Annotated in this window: 20 protein-coding genes; 4 read left to right on the top strand and 16 right to left on the bottom strand. The window is 30.8% G+C overall.

The annotated features are described in order from the left end of the window. Positions 1-84 precede the first annotated feature (84 nt). From mdh to SHI72_RS02930, 7 genes are all read right to left on the bottom strand, one after another. On the bottom strand, positions 85-1,020 hold the full coding sequence (gene mdh / locus SHI72_RS02960) for a malate dehydrogenase (protein ID WP_035619016.1): 936 nt from the start codon (positions 1,018-1,020) through the stop codon (positions 85-87). Between the two features lie 122 nt (positions 1,021-1,142). Then, on the bottom strand, positions 1,143-3,086 hold the full coding sequence (gene gyrB / locus SHI72_RS02955) for a DNA topoisomerase (ATP-hydrolyzing) subunit B (protein ID WP_039111145.1): 1,944 nt from the start codon (positions 3,084-3,086) through the stop codon (positions 1,143-1,145). A 257-nt stretch (positions 3,087-3,343) separates the two neighbouring features. Then, entirely contained in the window at positions 3,344-4,960 is a 1,617-nt protein-coding gene (gene asnB, locus SHI72_RS02950; RefSeq protein ID WP_323489003.1) for an asparagine synthase B, read from the bottom strand. 161 nt (positions 4,961-5,121) lie between these two features. Then, positions 5,122-6,798, bottom strand: coding sequence for an asparagine synthase B (gene asnB / locus SHI72_RS02945; protein ID WP_323489002.1), 1,677 nt, complete (start codon positions 6,796-6,798; stop codon positions 5,122-5,124). A 223-nt stretch (positions 6,799-7,021) separates the two neighbouring features. Beyond that, positions 7,022-7,471, bottom strand: coding sequence for a hypothetical protein (locus tag SHI72_RS02940; RefSeq protein WP_323489001.1), 450 nt, complete (start codon positions 7,469-7,471; stop codon positions 7,022-7,024). A 242-nt stretch (positions 7,472-7,713) separates the two neighbouring features. After that, positions 7,714-9,486, bottom strand: coding sequence for a TonB-dependent receptor (locus SHI72_RS02935; protein ID WP_323489000.1), 1,773 nt, complete (start codon positions 9,484-9,486; stop codon positions 7,714-7,716). 89 nt (positions 9,487-9,575) lie between these two features. Next, entirely contained in the window at positions 9,576-12,590 is a 3,015-nt protein-coding gene (locus SHI72_RS02930) for a tetratricopeptide repeat protein (protein ID WP_323488999.1), read from the bottom strand. Between the two features lie 237 nt (positions 12,591-12,827). On the opposite strand from SHI72_RS02930, the gene SHI72_RS02925 reads away from it, so the two are divergent. Further along, positions 12,828-13,511, top strand: a complete 684-nt coding sequence (locus tag SHI72_RS02925) for a cell division ATP-binding protein FtsE (protein ID WP_039111151.1) — start codon at positions 12,828-12,830, stop codon at positions 13,509-13,511. A 6-nt stretch (positions 13,512-13,517) separates the two neighbouring features. On the opposite strand, the gene SHI72_RS02920 is transcribed toward SHI72_RS02925, so the two are convergent. Further along, on the bottom strand, positions 13,518-14,351 hold the full coding sequence (locus SHI72_RS02920; RefSeq protein ID WP_323488998.1) for a class I SAM-dependent methyltransferase: 834 nt from the start codon (positions 14,349-14,351) through the stop codon (positions 13,518-13,520). Positions 14,352-14,461: 110 nt separating this feature from the next. Between SHI72_RS02920 and SHI72_RS02915 the strand changes: the two genes are divergently transcribed. Further along, complete coding sequence (locus tag SHI72_RS02915) at positions 14,462-15,346, top strand: glycosyltransferase family A protein (RefSeq protein ID WP_323488997.1); 885 nt, start codon at positions 14,462-14,464, stop codon at positions 15,344-15,346. A gap of 5 nt (positions 15,347-15,351) precedes the next feature. Beyond that, entirely contained in the window at positions 15,352-16,278 is a 927-nt protein-coding gene (locus SHI72_RS02910; protein ID WP_323488996.1) for a glycosyltransferase family A protein, read from the top strand. On the opposite strand, the gene SHI72_RS02905 is transcribed toward SHI72_RS02910, so the two are convergent. Then, a complete protein-coding gene (locus SHI72_RS02905; protein ID WP_039111154.1) occupies positions 16,261-16,677 on the bottom strand; it encodes a sugar 3,4-ketoisomerase in 417 nt (138 codons plus the stop codon). The two genes, SHI72_RS02910 and SHI72_RS02905, sit on opposite strands and share 18 nt — an antisense overlap. Further along, positions 16,670-17,491 (bottom strand): glycosyltransferase family A protein, encoded by an 822-nt coding sequence (locus tag SHI72_RS02900; RefSeq protein ID WP_323488995.1) that lies wholly within the window; start codon positions 17,489-17,491, stop codon positions 16,670-16,672. The genes SHI72_RS02905 and SHI72_RS02900 overlap by 8 nt, the downstream gene beginning before the upstream one ends. Positions 17,492-17,535: 44 nt before the next feature. Between SHI72_RS02900 and SHI72_RS02895 the strand changes: the two genes are divergently transcribed. Beyond that, the gene (locus SHI72_RS02895) at positions 17,536-18,666 is read left to right on the top strand and encodes a glycosyltransferase (RefSeq protein WP_323488994.1); all 1,131 of its coding nucleotides are present in this window, start codon (positions 17,536-17,538) and stop codon (positions 18,664-18,666) included. Between the two features lie 33 nt (positions 18,667-18,699). Here the strand turns inward: SHI72_RS02895 and SHI72_RS02890 are convergent, their stop codons facing one another. The 6 genes from SHI72_RS02890 to SHI72_RS02865 form a co-directional block, all read right to left on the bottom strand. Further along, complete coding sequence (locus SHI72_RS02890; RefSeq protein WP_323488993.1) at positions 18,700-19,620, bottom strand: hypothetical protein; 921 nt, start codon at positions 19,618-19,620, stop codon at positions 18,700-18,702. Continuing rightward, on the bottom strand, positions 19,620-21,059 hold the full coding sequence (locus SHI72_RS02885; RefSeq protein WP_323488992.1) for an MBOAT family O-acyltransferase: 1,440 nt from the start codon (positions 21,057-21,059) through the stop codon (positions 19,620-19,622). The genes SHI72_RS02890 and SHI72_RS02885 overlap by 1 nt, the downstream gene beginning before the upstream one ends. 72 nt (positions 21,060-21,131) lie before the next feature. Beyond that, on the bottom strand, positions 21,132-21,497 hold the full coding sequence (locus tag SHI72_RS02880; RefSeq protein WP_323488991.1) for a hypothetical protein: 366 nt from the start codon (positions 21,495-21,497) through the stop codon (positions 21,132-21,134). Between the two features lie 12 nt (positions 21,498-21,509). Next, complete coding sequence (locus SHI72_RS02875; RefSeq protein WP_323488990.1) at positions 21,510-22,784, bottom strand: O-antigen translocase; 1,275 nt, start codon at positions 22,782-22,784, stop codon at positions 21,510-21,512. A 2-nt stretch (positions 22,785-22,786) separates the two neighbouring features. Continuing rightward, positions 22,787-23,887 (bottom strand): DegT/DnrJ/EryC1/StrS family aminotransferase, encoded by a 1,101-nt coding sequence (locus tag SHI72_RS02870; protein WP_323488989.1) that lies wholly within the window; start codon positions 23,885-23,887, stop codon positions 22,787-22,789. Then, on the bottom strand, positions 23,884-24,831 hold the full coding sequence (locus tag SHI72_RS02865) for a FemAB family protein (RefSeq protein ID WP_323488988.1): 948 nt from the start codon (positions 24,829-24,831) through the stop codon (positions 23,884-23,886). The genes SHI72_RS02870 and SHI72_RS02865 overlap by 4 nt, the downstream gene beginning before the upstream one ends. Between the last annotated feature and the right edge of the window lie 27 nt (positions 24,832-24,858).

The raw sequence follows: 24,858 nt of genomic DNA, 5'->3' as shown, positions 1-24,858 counted from the left end.
CGAAAAGATTAACCAATTTATTTATTAATTAATCTCAAAAAAAAGACTGCAAAAGTGCAGTCTTTTCCTATTTACTCGTAAATCTTATACTAAAATCGATTTTAAAGCGTCATTCATTCCTCTAACCGCATCGGCGCTCTTAGCAAATAATGCTTTTTCTTGATCATTTAATTTGATGTCTAAAATTTCTTCTACACCATTCTTACCAATAATACATGGTACACCAATGCAAATATCATTTTGTCCGTACTCGCCTTCAACAAAAACAGAACATGCAATCATTTTCTTTTGGTCATTTAAAATACTATCAACCAAATAAGCAACAGAAGCACCCGGCGCATACCAAGCCGATGTTCCTAAAAGTCCAGTAAGTGTAGCTCCTCCTACCATAGTATCGGCAGCTACTTTTTGTAAAACTTCTTCTGAAAGGAATTCCGTTACTGGAATCCCGTTATATGAAGCCAAACGTGTTAACGGAATCATAGTTGTATCACCATGACCTCCAATTACCATAGCCGAAATATCATTGGCTGGTTTATCCAGAGCTAAAGATAAATAGGTTCTAAAACGAGAACTATCAAGCGCTCCTCCCATACCTATAATTCTATTTTTTGGTAATCCTGTTGATTTCAATGCTAAATAAGTCATTGTATCCATAGGATTTGAAACTACAACAATAATAGTATTTGGCGAATGTTTCAATACATTTTCTGCAACTGTTTTCACAATTCCAGCATTGATTCCAATTAATTCTTCGCGTGTCATTCCTGGTTTTCTAGGAATTCCTGATGTAATTACTACTACATCACTACCTGCGGTTTTAGAATAATCATTTGTTACCCCAGATACTTTGGTATTAAAACCTGTATTTGTAGCACATTGCATAATATCCAAAGCTTTACCTTCAGCAAAACCTTCTTTGATATCCAACAATACTACTTCGCTTGCAATTCCTCTATAAGAAATAACGTCTGCACAAGTGGCTCCAACGTTTCCTGCTCCTACAATGGTAACTTTCATATTTTAAAATTTATTCGGTTATTAGTTAATTTTTTTTCGGGTTAATTGTTTACTCTAAATCAATTTACTTAGCTGCTAATATAAGCAACAGTCAATTAAACAAATATAACAATTAAACTTTTTTAAGCATCAATTTTTGCATAAACTGCATTTTTCTCGATAAACTCTCTACGTGGCGGAACCTCATCCCCCATTAACATAGAGAAAACTCTATCAGCTTCTGCTAAACTATCAATTGTTACCTGACGTAATGTTCTGAAACTTGGATCCATTGTAGTTTCCCACAATTGCTCTGCGTTCATCTCCCCAAGACCTTTATAACGTTGAATTGCTGCACTTCCGCCCATTCTTTCGTTAGCTTGATCACGTTGAACATCATTCCATGCGTATTCTTTTTTATTTCCTTTTTTAACCAAGTATAAAGGTGGAGCAGCAATATATACATGCCCTTCCTCTATTAGCTCTTTCATAAAACGGAAGAAGAATGTTAATATTAAAGTAGAAATGTGGCTACCATCGACATCGGCATCACACATAATAATTACTTTATGGTAACGTAGTTTTTCTAAATTCAATGCTTTACTATCTTCAGCAGTACCCACTGTAACTCCTAAAGCTGTAAATATGTTACGAATCTCTTCGTTTTCGAACACTTTATGATGCATCGCTTTTTCAACATTCAAGATCTTACCACGTAATGGCAAAATTGCCTGAAATGCACGATCACGACCTTGTTTTGCAGTTCCACCCGCCGAATCTCCCTCGACAAGATATACTTCGCAACGTGCTGGATCTTGCTCAGAACAATCTGAAAGTTTTCCTGGCAATCCGCCTCCACCCATTACGGTTTTACGCTGTACCATTTCACGTGCTTTCTTAGCAGCGTGACGTGCTTGAGCAGCAAGAATTACTTTCTGAACGATGATTCTAGCATCATTTGGATTTTCTTCCAAATAATTCTCAATCATTTCACTCACAGCCTGACTTACTGGCGAAACAACTTCTCTATTTCCTAGTTTAGTTTTTGTTTGCCCCTCAAATTGTGGTTCAGCTACTTTTACCGAAATAATTGCTGTAAGTCCTTCACGGAAGTCATCTCCAGAAATATCAAACTTTAATTTGTCTAACATTCCAGAAGCATCTGCATATTTCTTTAACGATCTGGTTAATCCAGTTCTAAAACCTTGCAGGTGCGTTCCTCCTTCGTGTGTATTAATATTATTTACATAAGAGAAAATATTCTCTGTATAACTTGTATTGTAAATTAAAGCTACTTCTACAGGGATTTCTCCTTTTTCATGATCCATAGAAATAACGTGTGCAATAATCGGCTCACGATTTCCATCCAGATAACGAATATATTCCTTTAATCCTTCGTCAGAATGGAATATTTCTGTTTTAAACTCGCCTTTTTCATCAACTTCTCTTTTATCAGTAAATGTAATTGTGATTCCTTTGTTTAAGAAAGAAAGCTCACGCATACGAGCTGACAAAGTATCATATGAGAACTCTGTAGTTTGTGTAAAAATTGTTTCGTCAGGATAAAAGGTTACAATAGTTCCTCTTTTTGTAGTTTCTCCAATTTGTTTAACTGGATATAAAGCTTTTCCTTTCTCATATTCTTGCTCATATACCTTTCCGTCACTACTGTGAACAGTTGCACGTAGATGATTTGACAAGGCATTTACTACCGAAACCCCAACACCGTGCAAACCTCCAGAAACTTTATATGAATCTTTATCAAATTTACCTCCAGCACCAATTTTAGTCATTACAACTTCTAATGCCGATACACCTTCTTTTTTATGTATATCTACTGGGATACCACGACCATTATCTTCTACACTTACAGATCCATCTTCGTTTATCGCAACACCTATGGTATCACAATGCCCTCCCATGGCCTCATCAATAGAGTTATCTACTACTTCATAAACCAAATGATGTAGTCCTCGAACACCCACATCTCCAATATACATCGATGGACGCATTCTTACATGCTCCATTCCCTCTAATGCCTGAATACTATCTGCTGAATAATTGCTCTTCTTGATTTCTTCGCTCATATAATTTATTCTAAAAAATGTAATATTTGTCTAACACGCAAATATATAAAAACGCAAATTATATATCCGTTAAAATACCATTTAAAGCACTTAAGTTATTAACATATTATTAAAAAATCAAGTTTTTAAAAGCATAAAAAACAAAAACCCTAACTCTTATAAACGACAAAATTCCAAAACGCACATTAAAAATGTTGTTTTGAAATTTTGCTAATTGACTTAATTAATATTTCTAACTCAAAATGAAACTCGTTTTACTAAACTGCAACTCCCGATTTAGCAATTTCTGTATCTGCTTTAACGTGTGCTTCATTTGCTCTACCACTTGGATCCTGGTTTTCTTGCCATTTTGGAATCCATTTTCTAACAGTTTGCGCTGCGCTAACCTGTGGGTAGTATTTATGAAATATTGATCTGTAAAAATAAGCTTCTTTTGTAGTTGGTGAGTTATAAGTAAACTCAACCGCTGCTCCAGCCAATTGTTCGTCTGTAACTTTAGATGAACAATACTCTATTAATTGATCAATCCAGTTGTAACCTACTCCATCAGAAAATTGTTCTTTTTGTCTCCACAATACTTCTGCAGGCAAATATGGATCTTCTGGTGTATCAAAAGCTTTTCTTAAAATATATTTTTCTCTACCATTGTACGTTTTAGGCTGTTTTTCTTCTGGTTTGACACGAACTGCCACATCAAGGAAAGCTTTGTCTAAAAACGGAACTCTAGCCTCTAATCCGTGAGCCATTGTTGACTTATCTGCTCTTAACAAATCGGCAGTAAATAATTTCTGAACTCTTTCGATTGTTTCTTTTTGAAATTCTTCAGCAGATGGAGCATTTCTAAAATATAAATATCCTCCAAAAATCTCATCTGCTCCTTCCCCTGAAAGCACTACTTTTATTCCCATATCAGCAATTGCTTTAGACAAGAAATACATTGGCGTACTTGCACGAATTGATGTTACATCGTAAGTTTCCAGATGCCAAACTAATTTATCGAGGATTTCAATCCCTTGCTCTATCGTAAAATGTATTTCGTGGTGCTCAGTTCCTAAAAACTCAGCCACTTTTTTAGCTGCTTTTGCATCTGGAGCATCAGCATCTAATCCGATAGAAAACGAATGTAGTTTCTCACCCCTTTCAGCCAATAATCTTGAAGCAATTGCCGATGTTAAAGATGAATCTAACCCTCCTGAAAGTAATACTCCGATTGGTACATCACTCATTAAACGCTTACGAGTTGCCTCTGTTAAAGTTTCTCTGATTAAGTCTAAATCTAAATTTTGATCTGCCTTTAAATAATCTTCATATTCTGGTTGATAGTATTTTACAAATCCAGTTTTTGGTGTGTAATAATGTCCTGGAGGAAACGTCGAAAATGACTTACATTGATCTGCAATAGGTTTCATTTCTGATGAAAAATAGATTCTTCCTCTTTCATCCAACCCATAATACAAAGGCTTTACTCCTAACGGATCTCTTCCTGCAATAAAATCATCTCCATCGATCACTACAAAAGCCCAATCTCCATCCAGCATGTTACAAAAATCATAACCAAACTCTTCATACAAATGAACAATTACTTCTGAATCTGATTTTGTTCTAAAAGTATGCCCTTTTAAAACACCATCTCTTAAAGCCTGATGATTGTATATTTCACCATTATGAACCATCCAAGCAGAAGATGTTCCCTGAATAGGCTGTTTTCCCGAATGTAAATCTATAATAGAAAGACGTTCATGACTCATGATATGCCCTTTTTCCATTATATGCAAATCACTTTCATCTGGACCACGATGTGACATTCTTTCCGAAAGTTCTTTTACAAGTTGCGGGTCTTTTCCTTTTCCAATAATGGTTAATATTCCACACATAACTATATCTTTTTAATACTTTTAAAATTTTGCGATAACAAATATGGTTAAAATTTCTTTTCACCCCATTGAATCAATAGTTTTATATTCACAAAGAAAACGTCCTCAAAATTGAGAGCGTTTTCTTTTATATTATTTCACTCTAAAACAATTGCTCCTTTTTATGCTTTAACATAAGCATCATCATGAACACTTGCAACTGCTCTACCTGAAGGATCGTTCATGTTTTTAAATGCTTCATCCCATTCTAATGCAATTTTTGTACTACAAGCCACACTTGCTTCCTGAGGTACACATAAAGCCGCAGCATCACTCGGGAAATGTTCTGCAAAAATAGATCGGTAATAATACTCTTCTTTAGAAGTTGGTGTTTGCAAAGGGAATTTGTATTTCGCATTTGCCAATTGTTCATCCGAAACTTCTTTTGCTACCACTTCTTTCAAAGTATCAATCCAGCTATAGCCTACTCCATCAGAAAACTGCTCTTTTTGTCTCCAAGCAACACTTTCCGGCAACATATCTTCAAAAGCTTTACGAACAACCCATTTTTCCATAGGATGTTCTTTATTGATCATTTTATCTTGTGGATTAATACGCATGGCAACATCCATGAATTCTTTATCTAAGAATGGTACACGTCCTTCAATTCCCCAGGCTGCTAAACTTTTGTTTGCGCGCAAACAGTCATACATATGCAATTTACCTAGTTTACGAACGTTTTCTTCATGAAACTCTTTCGCATTTGGCGCTTTATGAAAATACAAATACCCTCCAAATAATTCATCTGCACCTTCACCAGACAATACCATTTTAATCCCCATTGACTTAATAACTCTTGCCATTAGCCACATTGGAGTTGATGCTCTGACTGTAGTTACATCATACGTTTCTAGGTTATAAATCACATCACGAACTGCATCTAAGCCTTCTTGAATGGTGAATTTAATTTCGTGGTGAATTGTTCCGATGTGTTTTGCTACGATTTGAGCCGCTGCTAAATCAGGAGAACCATCTAATCCTACTGAGAAAGAGTGTAATTGCGGATACCAAGCATCTGTAGTATCATCAGACTCTATACGTTTTTGCGCAAATTTTTTGGCTACAGCCGAAGTAATAGACGAATCTAAACCTCCTGAAAGTAAAACTCCGTAAGGAACATCACTCATTAATTGTCTGTGAACCGCAGCTTCTAACGCTTCTTTAATCGCAGGAATACTAGTCTCGTTGTCTTTTACTGCATCATACTCCATCCAGTCTCTTTTGTACCATTGTACAAATTCGCCGTCTTTGCTTGTCATATAATGTCCTGGAGGAAACAACTGTATTTTTGTACAATATCCTTCTAAAGCTTTCAATTCTGAAGCTACGTAAAAAGTTCCGTGTTGATCCCATCCAATATATAACGGAATAATTCCCATATGATCACGAGCGATAAAATACTCATCTTTTTCTACATCATATATTGCAAATCCGAAAATACCATTCATTTCGTCTAAAAAATGAGGTCCTTTTTCTTTATAAAGTGCTAAGATAACTTCGCAATCACTTTCTGTTTGAAAGTTATATTTCCCTTCGAATTGTTTACGTAATTCTCTATGGTTGTATATTTCGCCATTTGCAGCCAGAACTAATTTCTTATCTTCAGTAAACAAAGGCTGTTTTCCTGAAGCAGGATCTACAATTGCCAAACGCTCATGCGACAAAATTGCTTTATCATTACTATAAATACCACTCCAATCTGGTCCGCGGTGGCGAATGATTTTAGACATTTCTAATACTTGAGGTCTTAAGGTTTCTGCTTTTTGTTTTAGGTCAAAGGCACATACTATTCCGCACATAACTATATATTTTTGATGTTTTATTTATTTTGATAAGGCAAATATGCGATAACAGTTACATATACAAAACACAAATAGCTGTTTTAGTTATAAATTAAAACCAAAATGAATTATTTACAATAAAAATGTAATTTTTGATATACAAAAAACAGAATGCTGGTTATAGATTTTAATTTGAGCCCATTAAACCAAAGTAAGTCATAAATAATTGAAGCGTTTAAGCTTAGCAAATACTCTCTATTATGTAATGAGTTGTATTAATATCAAATTCAAAACCTACAGCATTCCCCATTAATTTACTCCCAAGTGGAGATTGAGGAGATAATGCAATTACATTAATACCATCGATAGTTATTTTTGGCAGAGCAACACTTAGATACAAATAAATACCGTTTGCCTTAACCAAACTCCCTACAATAATAGTCGAAGCCACAGACTCAGCATCTATTCGATCCAAAATAGCTTTTTGACTAATCGCTTCTTTTAATTTATTGGTTAGCTTTTCCTGCTCTATATGCATCATCGATAAAGCCGTTTCATGCTTATCTCCCGCCGAACCTTTGGCATCATTTTTAGAATCCTCGGTCAATGCCGAAATCATGTCTTTAAAAACATCAATTCGATCCTGAACCATTTGTAAATAATAGGCGTGTATTTTTTGCTTGAAAGTCATAATAAAATATTAACCGCAAAGTGCGCGAGGTTTTACGCAAAGGTCGCAAAAAAGAATTTATCTATCCGATATAGATTTTTAGAGAATTAACTATAAAGTGCGTAAAAAATGCCTCACTTAATTGAAATAAATTTTAGCAATTGCTAAAAAAACAAAGTTCGCTAAATCCTTAAACAGACTTAGCGAACTTTGTGTAAAACTTTACATTCTTTGCAGTTAAACAGTTTTGCAGTTAAACAAACCTAAAAATCGAATTTATAATTAGCTCCACCCATAATCTGAAAACCTTGAACTGGGTAATTTAACCATCTCTGGTAGGCTTGATTAGTAATATTATTTGCTTTTAAATAAAATGTTAATCTATCGCTGTACTTATATCCTACATGTGCATTTAAATCAAAATAACTTTTTAGCGTAATCGGACTTGCATCAATAGCTAAACTTGTATTTACTTGTTCGTCTTTTCTTTCTCCTACATAAAACAAATTGAATCCTGCGTACCATTGTTTGGTAATATTAAAATCAAGATTAGCACTTAATTTCATTGTTGGCAAATTCCAAGCCTCGCTTTGATGATCATTGCTGTAGCTATTAAAAGTTCCGTTGATTCCAAAAGAAACATTCTCTGAGAAATCAGCTTTTAACTCTCCGTAAAAACGCATTGTTGTCATATCATCATATACAACTTGAAAAGAGTTTCCGAAAGCGTAATTTTCATTAGTTATATCTTCTGTATAGTCATTACTCTTAAACAAAGCTTTGTTTCTTTCGTTTACATAAGATCCCTGAACTTTATAACTTACATTATTTGCTAATTTTCCTTTTAATCCAGCAAAAATATTGAATTGCATATCCGTTGGATTAATATTTAGTGTTGGTGATAAAAACGGGTTTTGATCTACAAAATCCATATAAGTATTTTGTTCCAAATTCCCTTCCGCTCCAGCGTAAAAAATCATTAAATCTCCAACTACTTTATACGAAGCAGTTACATTTGGATACACTAAAATCTTACTATTACTATTTTCATTATCTAAACTATAAAATAATTTAGCTCCTAAATTAAGCGTCCAATCATCTTGCTGCATTACAAAACTTGGTGATAGTCCAAAATTAGTAAATCCGTATTTTATAGGCTGTAAGTTTGTTTTTTCATAATTATTTTCAAAACTTCCACCAACATAATCTACAATTACATCTGTATTTATAGACTGATCCATTATTTCGACTTTAAAAGATGGCTTTATGTAAAATCTATTTTCAGAAGATTTTAAATTATCCGAAAAATGACTGTATTTCATACTAGCCTTGGTAAAAATCCCATCGCTAAAATCGATATTTCCGCCAAGATTAATTCCGTTATACGAATGCTTTGGACTTATACTATTAATTAATATCCCGCGATCTTGCGGAGTTAAGGTAGATCCAAAATCTACTGGCAAACCATACCAATTATAAATCTGGTTTTGATATCCTAAATCAATATTCCAGGACATATCTCTGTTTTTTACTCCATAAATTAAATCCAGTGAGGTGTCGTAAAATTTATCATTTAAATCTATGCCCTTAATACCTCCTTGCGAAGATTGATGCTTGAACATCCCTGCTACATAATCATTGTTTCCTAATTCCTGTGCTACAAATAATTCGGCATTTAAATTACCGTAATTACCAACTCCTGCAGTAGCATAATTAGTAAATAAATGTTCTTTTTTAGCTTTATCAACCAGTTGAGCATTTCCTTTTGAAGGTGTAAAAGTAGAAGCTACAGGAAAAGAAAAAATGGTGTATTTAATCGTTTCTTTTGCAGCATTCCCTTCATCATTTAATGATGGAATCTCTTTTACTTTAAAGGCATCCGAGATTGTAGGCGAATATGCTTTTACCACATTTACTTCCTCAGTACCAATCGTTTCTTCTTTCTTTTTTGTTTCGTCTTTTTTCTGCGCTAAAGCCAACTGAGAAGTTAGCAGCAAAAGAAAGGCGATATGTTTATTTTGGAAATTGATTTTCATATTTATCATTTTAGAGAAAATAGAGAAAAGAGGATAGAAAATAGATTTCAATATCTATTCTCTTTATTCTACATTCTTTGTTCTATTTTCTACTTTGTAATCGATGAATTGGTTTTAGACTCTTCTGCTTTTATAGCACTTAATTCTTTTTCGGCTTCAGAAACTACATCTGGATAAGCGGTGAAATTCTGAATTACATTCTCTAAAATATAAGTCGCCTGATAGCTATCTTTTAATCCATAGAAATTTTTCGCCATTAACACCAATCCCTTTGCTCCGAAATACTTAAATGACGAATAGTTTTTGGCTAGTTTTTGTACAGCTGCATTTGAAGCATCGTATTTATTTTCTTTATTTTTAAAGTAAGCATCATAATACAATGATTCTGCTGCCAATTCTCCTTTGGATGTTGTAGCTAATTTTGCGTAAGCAGTTTTAGCTTTATCCTCATCTCCTGATTTAATTGCTGCTCTTGCCACAATAATTTGCGCATCGCTTTTTACATTTTCATCTGTTTTTGGGTTTTGCAATACTTTCTCTGCATACACAACCGAGTTACTATAATCGTTTTTATCATAATAACATTTCATCAGGTTAGCTTGTGCAAATGTTTTATTTTGCGAAGAATCTCCTTCGTTTTCTATACGGGATAAAACAGGAATCGCTTTATCACAATCTTTAGCTTTTAGGAATATCTGAGCCAAACGCATCAATGATTGCTCTGTGTACTCACTACGAGGCTGATCGATTACATATTGATAATTAGGAATCGATTTATTCTCGGAACCTTCTGTAGTATATGCTTGTGCTAATTTAAAATTCGCTTCAAGTGCATGAATCCCTTTAGGAAATTTGCTTACATAATTACTAAAACCTGCAATAGCTTGTTTGTTATTATTTTGCTCATATTGTTTTATTGCGCCTTCGAAAGTATCATTATCTAAATCGGCATCTGTAACTGCAACAAAATCCAGCGTACGTACCCAAGTAGCATATTCATCTACTTTTCCGTTATCTACATAAATTAATCTCGCTGTAGAAACTGCTTCAAGAGCTTCTGGAGTTCTAGGGAAATCGGCAGCTACTTTTTTAAATTTCACCAAAGCCAATTGGTCTCTATCGGAGTTATAGTAAATTAATCCCTCACGCAAAATAGATTTCGCAGTGAAAGCTCCATTCTTGAATTCTGCAACCAATTGATCATAAGTTTTAATTGCCTGCTCTGTTTTTTTCTCGGCAGCATACGTATTTGCAAGCTCAAACATGACATCGTCACGATATTCAGATTTTTTGTACATCTGAAGAAACCCGTTAAGTTCTTCGATTTTTTTATCATTTTTATTCATAAAACCATAACAAATGGCTTTTTGAAAATAGGCATAATCAGCATCGACACCTTTGAATGTCATAACTTTAGTATAAGCTTCCATCGCCGAAGTATACTTAGAAGTTACAAATCGACAATCGGCTAATCTTAAATATGAATCATGTAATCTTGAAGCATCATCTTTGGTATTATCGATTTGAGCCTGAAATGAATTTGCTGCATTATCATATTCTTTTAATTTAAAATAAGTGTAAGCGATATTATAATTCACGTTTTTAAACTCAGGAGTTGTTTTGGCTGCTGCCAAACCTGCAAATTGCTTATAACTGATTAATGCGTTTTTAAAATCTTCATTAAGATATTCCGTTTCTCCTTTCCAGAAAGTTGCACGAGCTGTAAACTCCAGGCTTTTTTGTTCGTTAAGAGACTTAATAAACATCTTAGAAGCTTCCTGATAATTGTTATCATTATACAGTTCTAAACCTCTGTAAAAAAGCACTTTTTGGTATGCCAATCTATTTTCTGGAGATTTATTTTTCTCTAATAAAGTTAGTGCTTCACTGTAGTTTTTCGAAGAAATATAAGAGTCTATTAATAATTTTTCAACTTCAGATTTACTGGAGTTATTTGGATATTTCTTTAAGAAATCAAGCAAAACTGCTGGTACAGTTTGGTATGAATTCCCGATTTCGTAACTCAGCTTAGCATAATTTAAACTTGCATCTTCTTGAATTGCTTTATCAAAATCCATTTCGGCAGCATTTTTAAATGCATTTAATGCTTGTTGCTTTTTATCGGTATTTAAATAACTCTGACCTAAGTGGTAATATGCATTTTGCGCCACGAAATCTTTTCCTTCAATGATTTTATTGAATTGTGAAATAGCATTTTCATAATCTTTTTGCTGATAATAAGCATATCCTAATTGATAAAAATCGGTATTATTCCATTTTCCCTTCTTACCTTTATATTGTACTAAAAACGGAATCGCTTTATCATACGCTTTTAAATTAAAATAACTTTCTCCGATAATCTTATTCAGTTCCGATTTTTCGATTTCATTAGATTTAGGCATTGCTTTTTGTCCCAAATCGATTGCTTTTTGGAAATTACCTAATTTAAAGTTCATATCAGCTTGATAATACGAAAGTTTCTCTTTGTATTTTTCTTCGCCCGAAACCTCATCAAAATATTTAGTAGCTTCTTTGTAATCATCACCTTCATAAGCCATAAAGCCTAAATAATACTTGGCTTGTGAACCATATTCGGGAGAATTTACCACTTTATTAAAATAGGTTGTAGCTTCTTTTTTCTTTTTAGAATTAAAGTAACTATATCCTTTTTGGAAGTTGAATTTATCCAAATCACTTTTACTCATATAGTTCTCATCTACACGATCAAACCATTGCAATGCTTTTGGGTAATTGGCCTGATCGAAAAAATAATGAGCAACTTCTATATATGCTTGATTTTGCTTGGTACTTATTGGGTAATCTTCAACAAAACGCTCCATAAGTTCATCGGCATTTGGCTGATTGGTTCTTATAGCGCAATTGGCGATGTAATAAGCACAGTCTGCCTTTACCTCTTCTCTCGTCTCTTTTTCTTTTACTTTTTCAAAAATAATCTGAGCCGATTTATATTGTTTGTCATTATATAAGGAAAGTGCTTTGTCGAAATCCTTTAGATCGTAGGTGTAAATAGCCGACTTTTGTGCCGAAACCTTAATCGATAAAAGAAGGACTAGTATAAAAATTAACCGTGAAAGTTTATGCATTGTTATTTTAATTTAATATTCAAATGTATCATTTTCTACTGGGTATAACGGAACCATTTTGGTATTTATTATGAACAAAAAACCAACTATCATGATTTAACACACTTATAAAACCCAACAACCACACACTTATTGTCTTAAATAAAGACATATAAAGGACTATTTCCTTAAATGAGGAAAATTTATTTTGAATACAGCCGTTAACTTATTACTTTTACCATTCAAATTAATTTTATCATGTCACAAACCGTACTGTCTCTTAAAGATGTAACTATTTATCAAGAAGGAAGAAAAATTTTATCTCACGTAAATTTAGAAGTTAAACACGGTGAGTTTCTTTATATCATCGGAAAAACAGGTTCAGGAAAAAGTAGTTTCATGAAAACTTTATATGGTGACTTACCCTTAACTGAAGGGGAAGGTCATATTGTTGATTTTGATTTGGCAACTTTAAAAGAGAGTGAGATTCCATATTTGAGACGTAAAATCGGAATCGTATTCCAAGATTTCAAATTACTTCCAGACCGTACTGTAAAAGACAATATGCTTTTTGTACTAAAAGCAACTGGATGGGTTGACAAAGAAGGTATGGAACGTAAAATTGACGAAGTTCTTGATAAAGTTGGTATGAAAGAGTTTACTCAAAAAATGCCACACCAACTTTCTGGTGGTGAGCAACAACGTGTTGCAATTGCAAGAGCTTTATTAAACGACCCTGAATTTATCCTTGCCGATGAACCTACAGGAAACTTAGACCCACAAACAAGTTCAGAAGTTCTTGAAGTTTTAAGAAACATCAACGCACTTGGAAAAACTGTTATCATGGCAACTCATGATTATGCTTTACTAATGAAATTCCCTTCGAAAACATTAAAATGTGAAGATGCCAGGATTTTTGAAGTGGTTCAGAGAACGGTGTAATTATTTTTATTTCTCAAAAACTAAGATATCTTGAAAGTCTACTAGAGGTTTATTTCCTCTTTTAGACCAGGTTCCGTATATTTTATTTTCAACTTTTAAGTTACTCAAATCTACCATTTTATTTAGAGATTCTTCATCAAAGGCAATATTAGCGGAAGGAACTTTTTGATTCATCAATCTATATCCTTCTTTTTTGAATGGAAAAATATAGGTTCCATTATCTTTTGAAATTATATCTTCATTTTTTTCATTATACACAAAAAAAGTAGCTAGGCATTTTCCTCCTGGTTTTAATACTCTATAAATTTCATTAAGGTAATTCTGAACCTCTAATGGTTGCATGTGTGTAAAAACAGAAAACAAAAAAACCGTTTCAAAAGAATCGTCTTTATAAGGAAACACAAAATTTTCGGCTTTTTGATTTGTTAAACTATACAAATCATTACTTAAAGGAATATGTTGAAAATTGAAATTAGGAAAGCTACTTGTGATATTATTTTTACACCAATTAATACCTTTCTTAACCAAGTCAAATCCTTCATATCTACTATCGGTTAATAAATAATTAGTAAGCGGAACCGCTACTCTACCAATACCACAACCAATATCCAGAACTGAATGATTGGGTTTTAATTTTACATATTCTATTAAGAGTTTAAGATGATGCTTTCCTTGCTCTACAAAATCACCTGAACCTATAAAAATATCTCCTTTATTAGGAATCAATTTATTTTTACGTCCACTTATCGAATTTAAAAAATCAATGGGCGCATAATAAATTTTCCGAACAACAAGCCTTGATTTTGGAGAGATAAAATAATAAACAGATCTTAAATTCATTTTTTAATGTTTTACTTTTTTTTACAAACTTGATATCATTTTTATCGACAAAGAGATTTTCTTAATAAAAAGTATTTTCTTTACAAATATATTTTAAAAAACGACAATTAATGCTTTCTATTCTTATTCCAGTATACAATTATGATGTTTGCTCTCTTATCACTGAGCTACATAAACAATGTTTACAATCTGGAATCGAATTTGAAATTATTTGTTTGGATGATGCTTCCTCTCAGTTTTTAACTGAAAATCAAAAAATAAATCAATTAACAAACTGTTCTTATGCTATTTTAGATAAGAATATTGGAAGAAGTGCTATCCGGAATTTATTAGCTCAGAAAGCCAACTTCGAGGATTTGCTTTTTCTGGATGCTGATACGTTACCAATTCATTCTAATTTTATTACTAATTATATTCTTCAGATAAATAAAGACGAAAAAGTCATTTATGGCGGAATTCAATACCAAAAAGAAGAACCAAGAAAATCTGAAATTCTAAGATGGATTTACGGTAAATCCAGAGAAGCATTATCGGTAGAAAAAAGGCAAATAAACCCATATCTTTCGTTATTAACATTAAACTTTCTGATAAAAAAATCAATTTTTAAAAAGGTATGTTTTAATGAAGAAATTCCAAATTTAAGGCATGAAGACACTTTGTTTTCTTTTGAATTAAAGCAAAATAAGATTGAGGTTATCCACATTGAAAACCCTGTTTATCATTTAGGTATTGAGAGTAGTAAAACGTTTTTAAAGAAATCGGAAGAATCAGTTATAGGTTTAAAATACTTAGTCGACGAAAAACTGATAGGTGTAGAATATGTAAAACTTTCGTATTATTACCAAATAGTAAAAAAGTATAAGCTCTCTCTTTTTTTAGAGAAGCTATTTTCAATATTTAAATCATCGCTAAAAAAAAAATTATTGAGTGATAATCCGTCACTTTTTATCTTTGATCTATATCGATTGGGTTATTATTTCACTTTGAAAAAATAAAAAATATGGCATTTTTTTCAGTAATTATTCCGTTATACAACAAAGAAAATTTTATCGAAAAAACGATGCAAAGTATCTTGAATCAAACTTTTCAAGATTTTGAAATTATTGTTGTGAACGATGGATCTACTGATAGAAGTGAAGAAAAATTAATTCAATTTCAAGATTCCAGAATTCAGTATTATCACAAAGAAAATGCAGGCGTATCAAGTGCAAGAAATTTAGGAATAGAAAAAGCTTCTGCTAATTATATTACTTTCATAGATGCAGATGATTACTGGTACCCCGATTTTTTAAAAGTGATGTATGAAAATATTACAAATCTCTCAGATTATAAAGTATTCTCAGCTGCTATTGAAGTAGACACTTCAAAAAAAGTAATTCCATCACAATATTCTATTATAAAAACTGGCGATTATGAAATCGTGAATTATTTTAAAGCAAGTTTAAAAGAAAGTGTAATATTTACTTCATGCGCTGTGTTTGACAGAAGCATTTTTACAGAAATAGGAAATTTTGACACTAATATAAAAAGCGGCCAAGACACTGATTTATGGGTTAGAATTGGACTAAAATATCCTGTCTTATTTACATGGAAAGTATTAGCACGTTATGTATACGATGAAAACAGTCTTTCTAAAAACACAAATTTTATTGCTAGCAAAATGGATTTTACAAAATTTTTAGAGTATGAAAAATCAAATTCTGACTTAAAAAAATTTCTTGATTTAAATCGGTTTTCTTTAGCTATAAAAAGTAAGATTGCAAAGGAAGATATTCTCTTCAAAAAACACTGCGAAGACATTAATTTGCAAAATTTAAATTTAAGAAAAAGAGTTTTACTAAAATTACCTGCTTCAGAACTAGTTAAGCTGATTAATCTAAAAACAAAACTTGCACATTTAGGTGTAGGTTCATCTGTTTTTAAATAACCTAAACTTTTTATATTCCCGAATATAATCATCTTCGTTAAACTCATCAGAAGATAATACCAAACAAACTGATCCAGAAGAAAAATTTCGTAATTCTCTCCAAATTCCAGGAACAATAAGTAAACCGACATTAGGTTTATTAAGCGTTACCGTTTTTATTGATTTTCCATCTTTCAAAACTACATCAAAACTACCGCTTAAGGCTATCAAAAATGCTTGTTGCTCTTTATGTGCATGGCCTCCTCGCTTACTCCCACTAGGAACATCATATAAATAATACACTCTTTTAAAATTAAATGGAATAGTTTCTCCTTCAATAACCGAAAGATTCCCTCTCCTGTCTTGAATTTTAGGAATTTCAATTAATTGAACATCAGAATTGGCTGTTACTTTATGCATTTGTTAATTCTTTATATTTATAAATTCCTGCTAGTCCCTTTTTATATTTTTTAATAAAATCCGCTTTATTGATATAGTTATTCGATATCAAAAACAACATATACTTGAGTAACCATAAATATGCAAAATTCCCTTTAACTTTATAATACAAAGCACCTCTTGCAAAAATTAAATTATCAGCGCCAGCATCTTTTCCTGAAGATACTTGAGGATGGGAAACAATTATTTCGGGACTATAAATCACTTTTATTTTTTGTATCAAAGAACTCCTCAAAAACAAGAATTCCTCTGCAGTTTCAAAGAATGAACTTAATCCAAAATTTTCATCAAAATAAATCTCATTTTTTCTAATATCATCCACTTTAAAAGCTATTTCAATAGAACTAACATTCCAAATACTTTTAAAATTATGCTCAAATTTTTTATTAAGTTTTTTTTCTGGATAAGAATTACCTACTCTTATGTGGTTAAAGGTAATAATCGACGCTTCTTGATATAACATAAAAGCATCTAAAACAGATTTTTCTAAAGTATCAGAAAAAACCACATCATCGTCAGAAATAAGACAAATCTTTTTTACCGCATTTTTAATTGCAATATTTCTGCTTTTTGATAAGCCACTTTCGTTACTATTTATTACCCTTACTGAATTATATTCTGATAGTAAAATTTCAGTTTTAGATTGATTAACTATTAATAAATTAAAATTAGAAAAATGTTTAAAAGGAAACATTTTAAGCAAAAAATCAAAATTGCACCTATCTTTGGTAGCAATTAAAATCTCTAAGTCATTTTCCGAAAAAATATCTGACATTTTCATATATATTTAGGTAAATATAAATATTTCTATTAATAATAATGAGAATACTCTTAATAGGTGAATATAGTCGATTACATAATTCCTTAAAAGAAGGATTAGAGTCATTTAATCATGAAGTTAAAATTATAGGCACAGGTGATAATTTCAAACAATTTCCTGTAGATTATTCTATTTCCCCAAAATATTTCCTCTCAAATAGATTTTGTGTTTTTTTAAATAAAGTTCTATTCAAAATCTTTCACATTGATTTACAATTACTAGAAAAAGGTATTCGGTTTTGGTTTTTCTTACCAAAACTAAAAAATTACGATATTGTACAATTGATTAACTCAAATGCAATTGAAACCTATCCTTTCCTATCAACATACTTATTAAAAAAAACATTCAAACAAAATGGAAAAAGCTTTCTTCTTGTCTGTGGTGAAGATACTCCTATAATTGATTTTTTAATGAGAGATACATTGAAATATTCAATTATGACTCCTCTCTTAAAAAATTCAAAATTAAAATCTGATTATAGATTTTCATTAAAATACATGAAAGATAGCTATCGAAATCTGTTTGATTTTGTTAGCTTAAATGTTTTAGAAATAATTGTTTCCGACTTAGACTATAAAATTCCTTTACCTGAAAAAAAATTAATTCCAAACCCTATAAATACAACTAAAATCTCTTTTGAATCTCTAATTATTAATGAAAGAATTATCATTTTTATAGGAATAAACAAAGGGAGTTATATAAAAAAAGGAAGTCTTTTTTTTGAAGAAGCCCTTGAAATTATCAAAGAAAAATATAAGGCTAAAATAGAAATCATTACTGTAGAAAGCGTTCCTTATAATGAATACATTACCCTATATAACAAAGCACATGTTGTATTAGATCAAGTTTACGGATATGATCAAGGTTACAATGCTCTTGAAGCAATGGCCAAAGGGAAAGTTGTTTTTACAGGAGCCGAAAAAGAATTCATAGAGTACTATAATCTTGGAGAACGTGTTGCTATAAATGCACTACCCGATGTAAATTATTTGGTAGATGAATTATCTTTTTTAATTGAAAATCCCGAAGAAATAATAGCTATAGGAAAACGAGCCAGAGCTTTCATAGAGAAAGAACACAACTACATAAAAATAGCTGAAAAATATCTGGAAATTTGGAATAAAAATTAAACCATTTTTTATATAACTAATTATTAGTGTATTTTAATTATTATCTAAAAAAGTACTTACAATTAAAGAACACTTCTCTGCTCCCTCGGTATGTAAATGATCTGGGTCATAAAAATCATTATTTGTAAATTTAAAATCATTAAATAAATTCAAGTATCTGACATTTGAATTTTTGTTTTCAAATAATTTAGCTGTTTTAACGATCTTATCTAATTTAAACTTATTCACCCTTACAGAATATGCCTTAGAAACTGGCATTGTTACTAAAATCACTTCAATCTCTTTTTCTTTACATTGGCGGATAATTGATTCAATTCTGGAAATATTTTCAGAAAAATCAAATAAATTATCCTCATGCTTTCTTATTGTATTAGGCGCAATTTTATCTATATTTAAAAATCGTTTTTCTTTAGTATAATTAATCCCAAAACCATTTACATCACAATCAATAACTGTCCCTTCGATAAAATAGCTATTTACTAATTTTATATTTTTATTAAATGGTCTTGTAGATGATAAAAAATAATTACCATAATCAAACTTAGAAATTATTGGAACATTTAAATCCATATAACTCTTATAATAATATTTCCTCCAACTATCTTCTTCAGTATCTTTTAATTGACTCAAACTTGTATACTCAATATTTAAGATAACATATTTTAGTTTTTTAAATTTATTAATATGCTTTTCAAATAAAAGCTGATCAAAATACAATGTTTGACTAATATTAGACAAATTAAATGTCTGTTTATCAAAAAAAGATGGATTCAATCCATAAAAAGTATGAGAGTTTCCTAAAATTAATACCTCAGTTGTATCATATATCTTTTGAATATTTGTATTTTTTAAAGTATAATTATTTGGAACTAATCTATAAAAACATTCTATAAGAGACAATACCAATAGTATTGGTAATAAAAAAAACATTAGGTTTTTGATTAACTTTTTCATCAAAATTGAAAATATATAAATTGTAAATCCTTACCAGAATAATATAAAACCAACATTACCAAAACATAATAAAATCCTATTCTAATTGGTTTCATCCAAGTCAATCCAAATTTTTCAATTGCAAAATAATCTTTTCTTCCTCTCCATTCAATACACATAAATAAAAATAAAAATCCAATTATTGTTTTAGGAAATATTTCAGGAAAAGTAAACAATGTATGAGAAAATATTTTAGATATATAAAAAAAAGCATCCTCTATAGTATTGGATCTAAAGAAAATCCTCGCAAATGAAACTAATCCAAAAGTCAAAATAATATTAAAAAAGACTTTACTATTTACAATAAAACCATTAGTTGAAACTATTTCAATATTTTTTCTGTTTTGATGGAGTAATACCAAAGGTAGAATGTATAAAAAATTAATAAAACCATAAACTATAAAAGTCCAGTTAGCTCCATGCCAAAAACCTATTAACATAAAAACGATAAAAACATTCCTTACCTGCTCCCATTTAGAACCGCGAGAACCTCCTAGTGGTATATAAACATAATCTCTAAACCAACTTGATAAAGAAATATGCCATCTTCGCCAAAATTCAGCTATATCTCTTGAAAAATACGGATAAGAAAAATTTTGTAATAATTCAATTCCTAATAATCTAGCAGTTCCGATAGCAATATCTGTATAACCAGAAAAATCCCCATAGATTTGGAATGAGAATAAAATTGCTCCAATAACCAATGTACTTCCTGAAAAATTAGACGGATTATCAAAAATTAGGTTAACATATTCTGCACAATTATCTGCAATAATTACCTTTTTCACTAATCCCCATAAAATTTGCCTTAATCCACAAACAATATTTTCATAATTAAAACTTCTCTTTTTTTGGATTTGTGGCAAAAGATGCGTGGCTCTTTCTATCGGACCTGCAACCAATAAAGGAAAAAAACTAACAAATAAAGAATAATCAATTATACTTTTTACTGGTTTAATTTTGTTATTATAAATATCAATTACATATGATAACCCATGAAAGGTATAAAATGAAATTCCAACTGGTAATATTATTTGCAATGTCCAAGTATTAATCTTAAGTCCTAAGACTGAAAAAAGTTCCGAAAAATTATCGATGAAAAAATTATAATATTTAAATAAACCTAAGAAACTCAAATTAAGAATTATACTTAACCAAAGCCAACGCTTTTTTATAGAAGTATCACTTACATTATCATATATTTTTTTTCCTATATAAAAATCTAAACCTATAGAGAAAGCTAATAAGAAAGTAAATCTCCAGTCCCAGCAACTATAAAAAAACAAACTAGCTAACAATAAAAACAGATTTTGCAACTTTAAGCTTTTATAAAACACAAACCAGTATAACACAAAGACTACAGAAAAAAAAAGTGCAAAACTTAAAGTATTAAATAACATATTTTTAATTTATTAAACTAAATCCTTCACTTACAATAAAACCAGTGTACATATAAAAATTTAAAAGGATTACTAATCTATTCTCTCATAATATTGCTTTAAATCCTTATATAAATCAATTTTAATATTCCCTAAAAAATATAATCGATTAACAGATGTTCGAAATGGCATAATTAAACTACTATTAGGATTTAATGAAATTTCTGTTCCGCCTAAAGAATGATACAATTCATACTTTCCTTTTCCATAATATCCACTAATAAATGTGCCATTATCCAAAAGAACTAACTTATCAGAAACATGAGGATTATCCGTTATGAAACCATTTTCATAATTTCGATTAAAATAAGTCCCTACAATCATCTTCTCAAAGAAAAAACTATTAAAAACATATAGAATTATAAATATAAGAGAGAAAATTTTTATTGTTTTTTTCATTACATCAATTTATTAAACCAAACTTTTCCTAAAATACACACAAAGCACCAATAAATAAAGAAAACTACCCAAAGCCTGCGCCATAACTATTCCCTCCATCCCAAAAATATCAATAAAGCATAAGCTTAAAAAATACAAAGTCATTAATGATAATAACTCAGTAACTATAAACGCAGTTGTCATTTTTTTTGCAAAAAACTGAAAGCCCAAAATAAGAGAACAAACCTTAAAAACATCACCTAATAATTGCCAGAAGAACAAACTCTCTACAGGAAGAAAATCTGATGTAAAAAGTAATTTTATTATAAAGAAACGCAAAAAATAAATCACCGTAACTCCAATAATAAAAATAGGTAAAATCGTTTTATAATAACTCCAGAATATTGATTTCGTTTCTTGATTATTTTTGGCAATTGCTAATCTCGGCAAAAAATAAACACTTAAAATAGTCGAAACAAACATCATATAATAAGTTGAAATACGAGTCATAGTTTCCCAATAACCTGCTTGATTTATTCCAAGATTCCCTATCACATTATTTCGGATTGCCAAGAAAACTAAAGGCCCGAAAACTGATGAAACCAAAGCCATTAAAGAGTATGAAGACAAATTTTTTATGATTTTAAAATCGAACTGACCAAATCTTATTATCTCAAAAAAAACTATCTCTTTATTCACAAGATAAAGCGTCGCAAAGAACAACAATGCAGGGGAACTTACAACAGCCAATAAAGCCCCTAAAGTTTTTAATTGAACGATTAAAAGCAACGAAACTAATAATCCTATAATATTACCAATACAATTAATCCAAATTACTTTTTTAAATTTCCCCAAACCATTAATTACAGCAAGCAAAAAAACTGAAATAGCGTACCAAGGCAAAGCCAAAGCTAATATCCTGAATACTAATTCATATTTTAAATTACTTCCAAAAATTCTACTGTTCCAAAATGAAGCTAAAAAAAACAAAAGTCCGCTTAAAACAACAGCAATAACAAGTAGTGAGATAAAAACTGTGGCTATTATTTTTTGAAGTTCCGCTTTATTTTTATCATTTTCAGCAACGTATTTTACAATTCCGCTTTGAAAACCCAACGTTGAAATACTCTCCAGTAAAGTCATAAAATTACGAAGATTCCCAACCAATGCCATCCCACTTGGCCCAATAAAAACTGCTAATAATTTTGATGTAATTAGTCCAATACAAATTTTCAATATTACACTCAAGCTATTTAAAGAAGTAATTTTAAATAGATCCGTTTGAGCATATTTTTTAACGAAATTCAAGATTAGTATTTATTTAAAATCTCAATAATAAAACTGACTTCCTCATCTGTCAAAACTGGACTTATTGGTAGACTTAAAATTTCGTTATGTATTTTTTCGGTAATAGGAAAAGACAAATTATTCCATTGTGGGAATGCTTTTTGCTTATGTGGCGGAACAGGATAGTGAATCATGGCTTGAATATCATTCTCTAATAAATAAGTTTGCAAATCATTCCTGTCCTGAGTTCTAATAACAAATAAATGAAATACATGATTATCTGAGAAATCCCAAAATGGTAGAATTATTTTCTTATTTTTAATTTCAATCAAATATCGTTTAGCAATAATTCTGCGTCGTTCATTTTCTGCATCCAGATTTGGTAATTTTACATTCAAGAATGCTGCTTGCAATTCATCCAGTCTCGAATTTACACCTATAAAATCATTATAATATTTTGTCTCGGAACCATAATTACGAAGCGAAAACAGAATCTTAGCCAACTCAGAATCATTGGTCGTAATTGCTCCACCATCTCCCAAAGCACCTAAATTCTTCCCAGGATAAAAACTGTACGCTACAGCTGAATTCTGATCGCTCATCGCTGAAAGCTCATTGCTGACGGCTCCATGCGATTGCGCAGCGTCTTCAACAATTAAAAGATTATTTTGAGCTGCAATATTATTTATTGCATCCATTTCGGCTAATTGTCCGTATAAATGAACTACTAAAATAGCTTTAGTTTTAGATGTGATTTTTTCCTGAATCAAATCAGGGGCAATATTGTATGTTTCTAATTTTGGTTCGACCAAAACAGGAACTAAATCTGCTTGTAAAATAGCTAGAATGCTCGCGATATATGTATTTGCTGGAACAATGACTTCATCTCCTTTTTGTAGTTTCCCTAACTGAATGTATGCTTTAAAAATTAAGGTTAATGCATCTAGACCATTTCCTACTCCAATACAATATTTTACACCACAGTAATCTGCAAAAGACGCTTCAAATACCTTAACCTCTTTTCCTAGAATATACCAACCATTATTTAAAACAGTTTCAGTTTTTTCCTGAAATGCTTTTTTATATGGTTCGTTTATTTTCTTTAAATCTAAAAAAGAAATCATAGTATTATTTTATAAAAATCCTGATTATAAACTGAGCATCCTAACTCTTCTTTTTGCTTTAAAAGCCCAGAATTGTATCCTTTTTCATTATCATCACCCACAATTCCCATATCAAAAAAATACTTTCCTTCTTCTTTATATTTCTGTATCAAGCTGATAAACAAAAAATCTAATGCTCTTAATTCTTCTCCTTTTTTTGTTGTTGCTCCATATTGTGATTTCACAACCGTATCGGTTTCAAAAATGGTTATTCCTGCAATGATTTCATCTTCATAATACGCTGAATATTGCTTTATATTTTTTGGGAATTTTTGCTTTAGCAAAGTGATTTCTGTACAATTATGTACAGGCTTCACATTATATTTTTCTGATAATCTTGGCTCAAGAACCAATTCCCAGAAAGGTTTAAAATCTTTTTCTTCTATAATATCTAAATCCATTTCCTGGATTCTCCTAAAATGCTTTAGTTTACTTTTTGAAATATCTAATGGAACTGACATATTTATCGCTAAGTTCATTTCTATCTTTTCTAACAAAGCGCCTCTCTTAAAAATAAAAAAATCAACTTCACTATTTCCATCTGGAAGATAAAAAGTTGGAATTGGTTTATAATAGAATGTTTTTATTTTATTATGCTTCAAAAAAGATAAAAGACTATCTAAAATCAATTCTACTTCTGTTCCTTTTATTTTTTTTAAATAAACCAAACCACCATAAGTCAATCCTTGATGAGAATAAACGGTATCATTAACTTTATTTGCAGGTAAAATTGAAACTAATTTTTCATTTTCAAAAACTAATAAAGAAAAATCTTCGAATCGGTCTTTATGATATTCCATAAAATCACGATGAAACAAGAAAGTAGCATTTTTGGCTTGACCGATAAAGTCATTCCACTTTTCATAATCTGTTTCCTGATATAATTTTACGGTATAGTTTTTCACGATTTATTATTGGAATTCATTAGAGAA

The sequence above is a fragment of the Flavobacterium sp. PL02 genome (assembly GCF_035013205.1).
Classification (GTDB): Bacteria; Bacteroidota; Bacteroidia; order Flavobacteriales; family Flavobacteriaceae; genus Flavobacterium.
The sequence above is the reverse complement of the archived record's forward strand: the minus strand, read 5'-3'. Positions and strand labels throughout refer to the sequence as shown.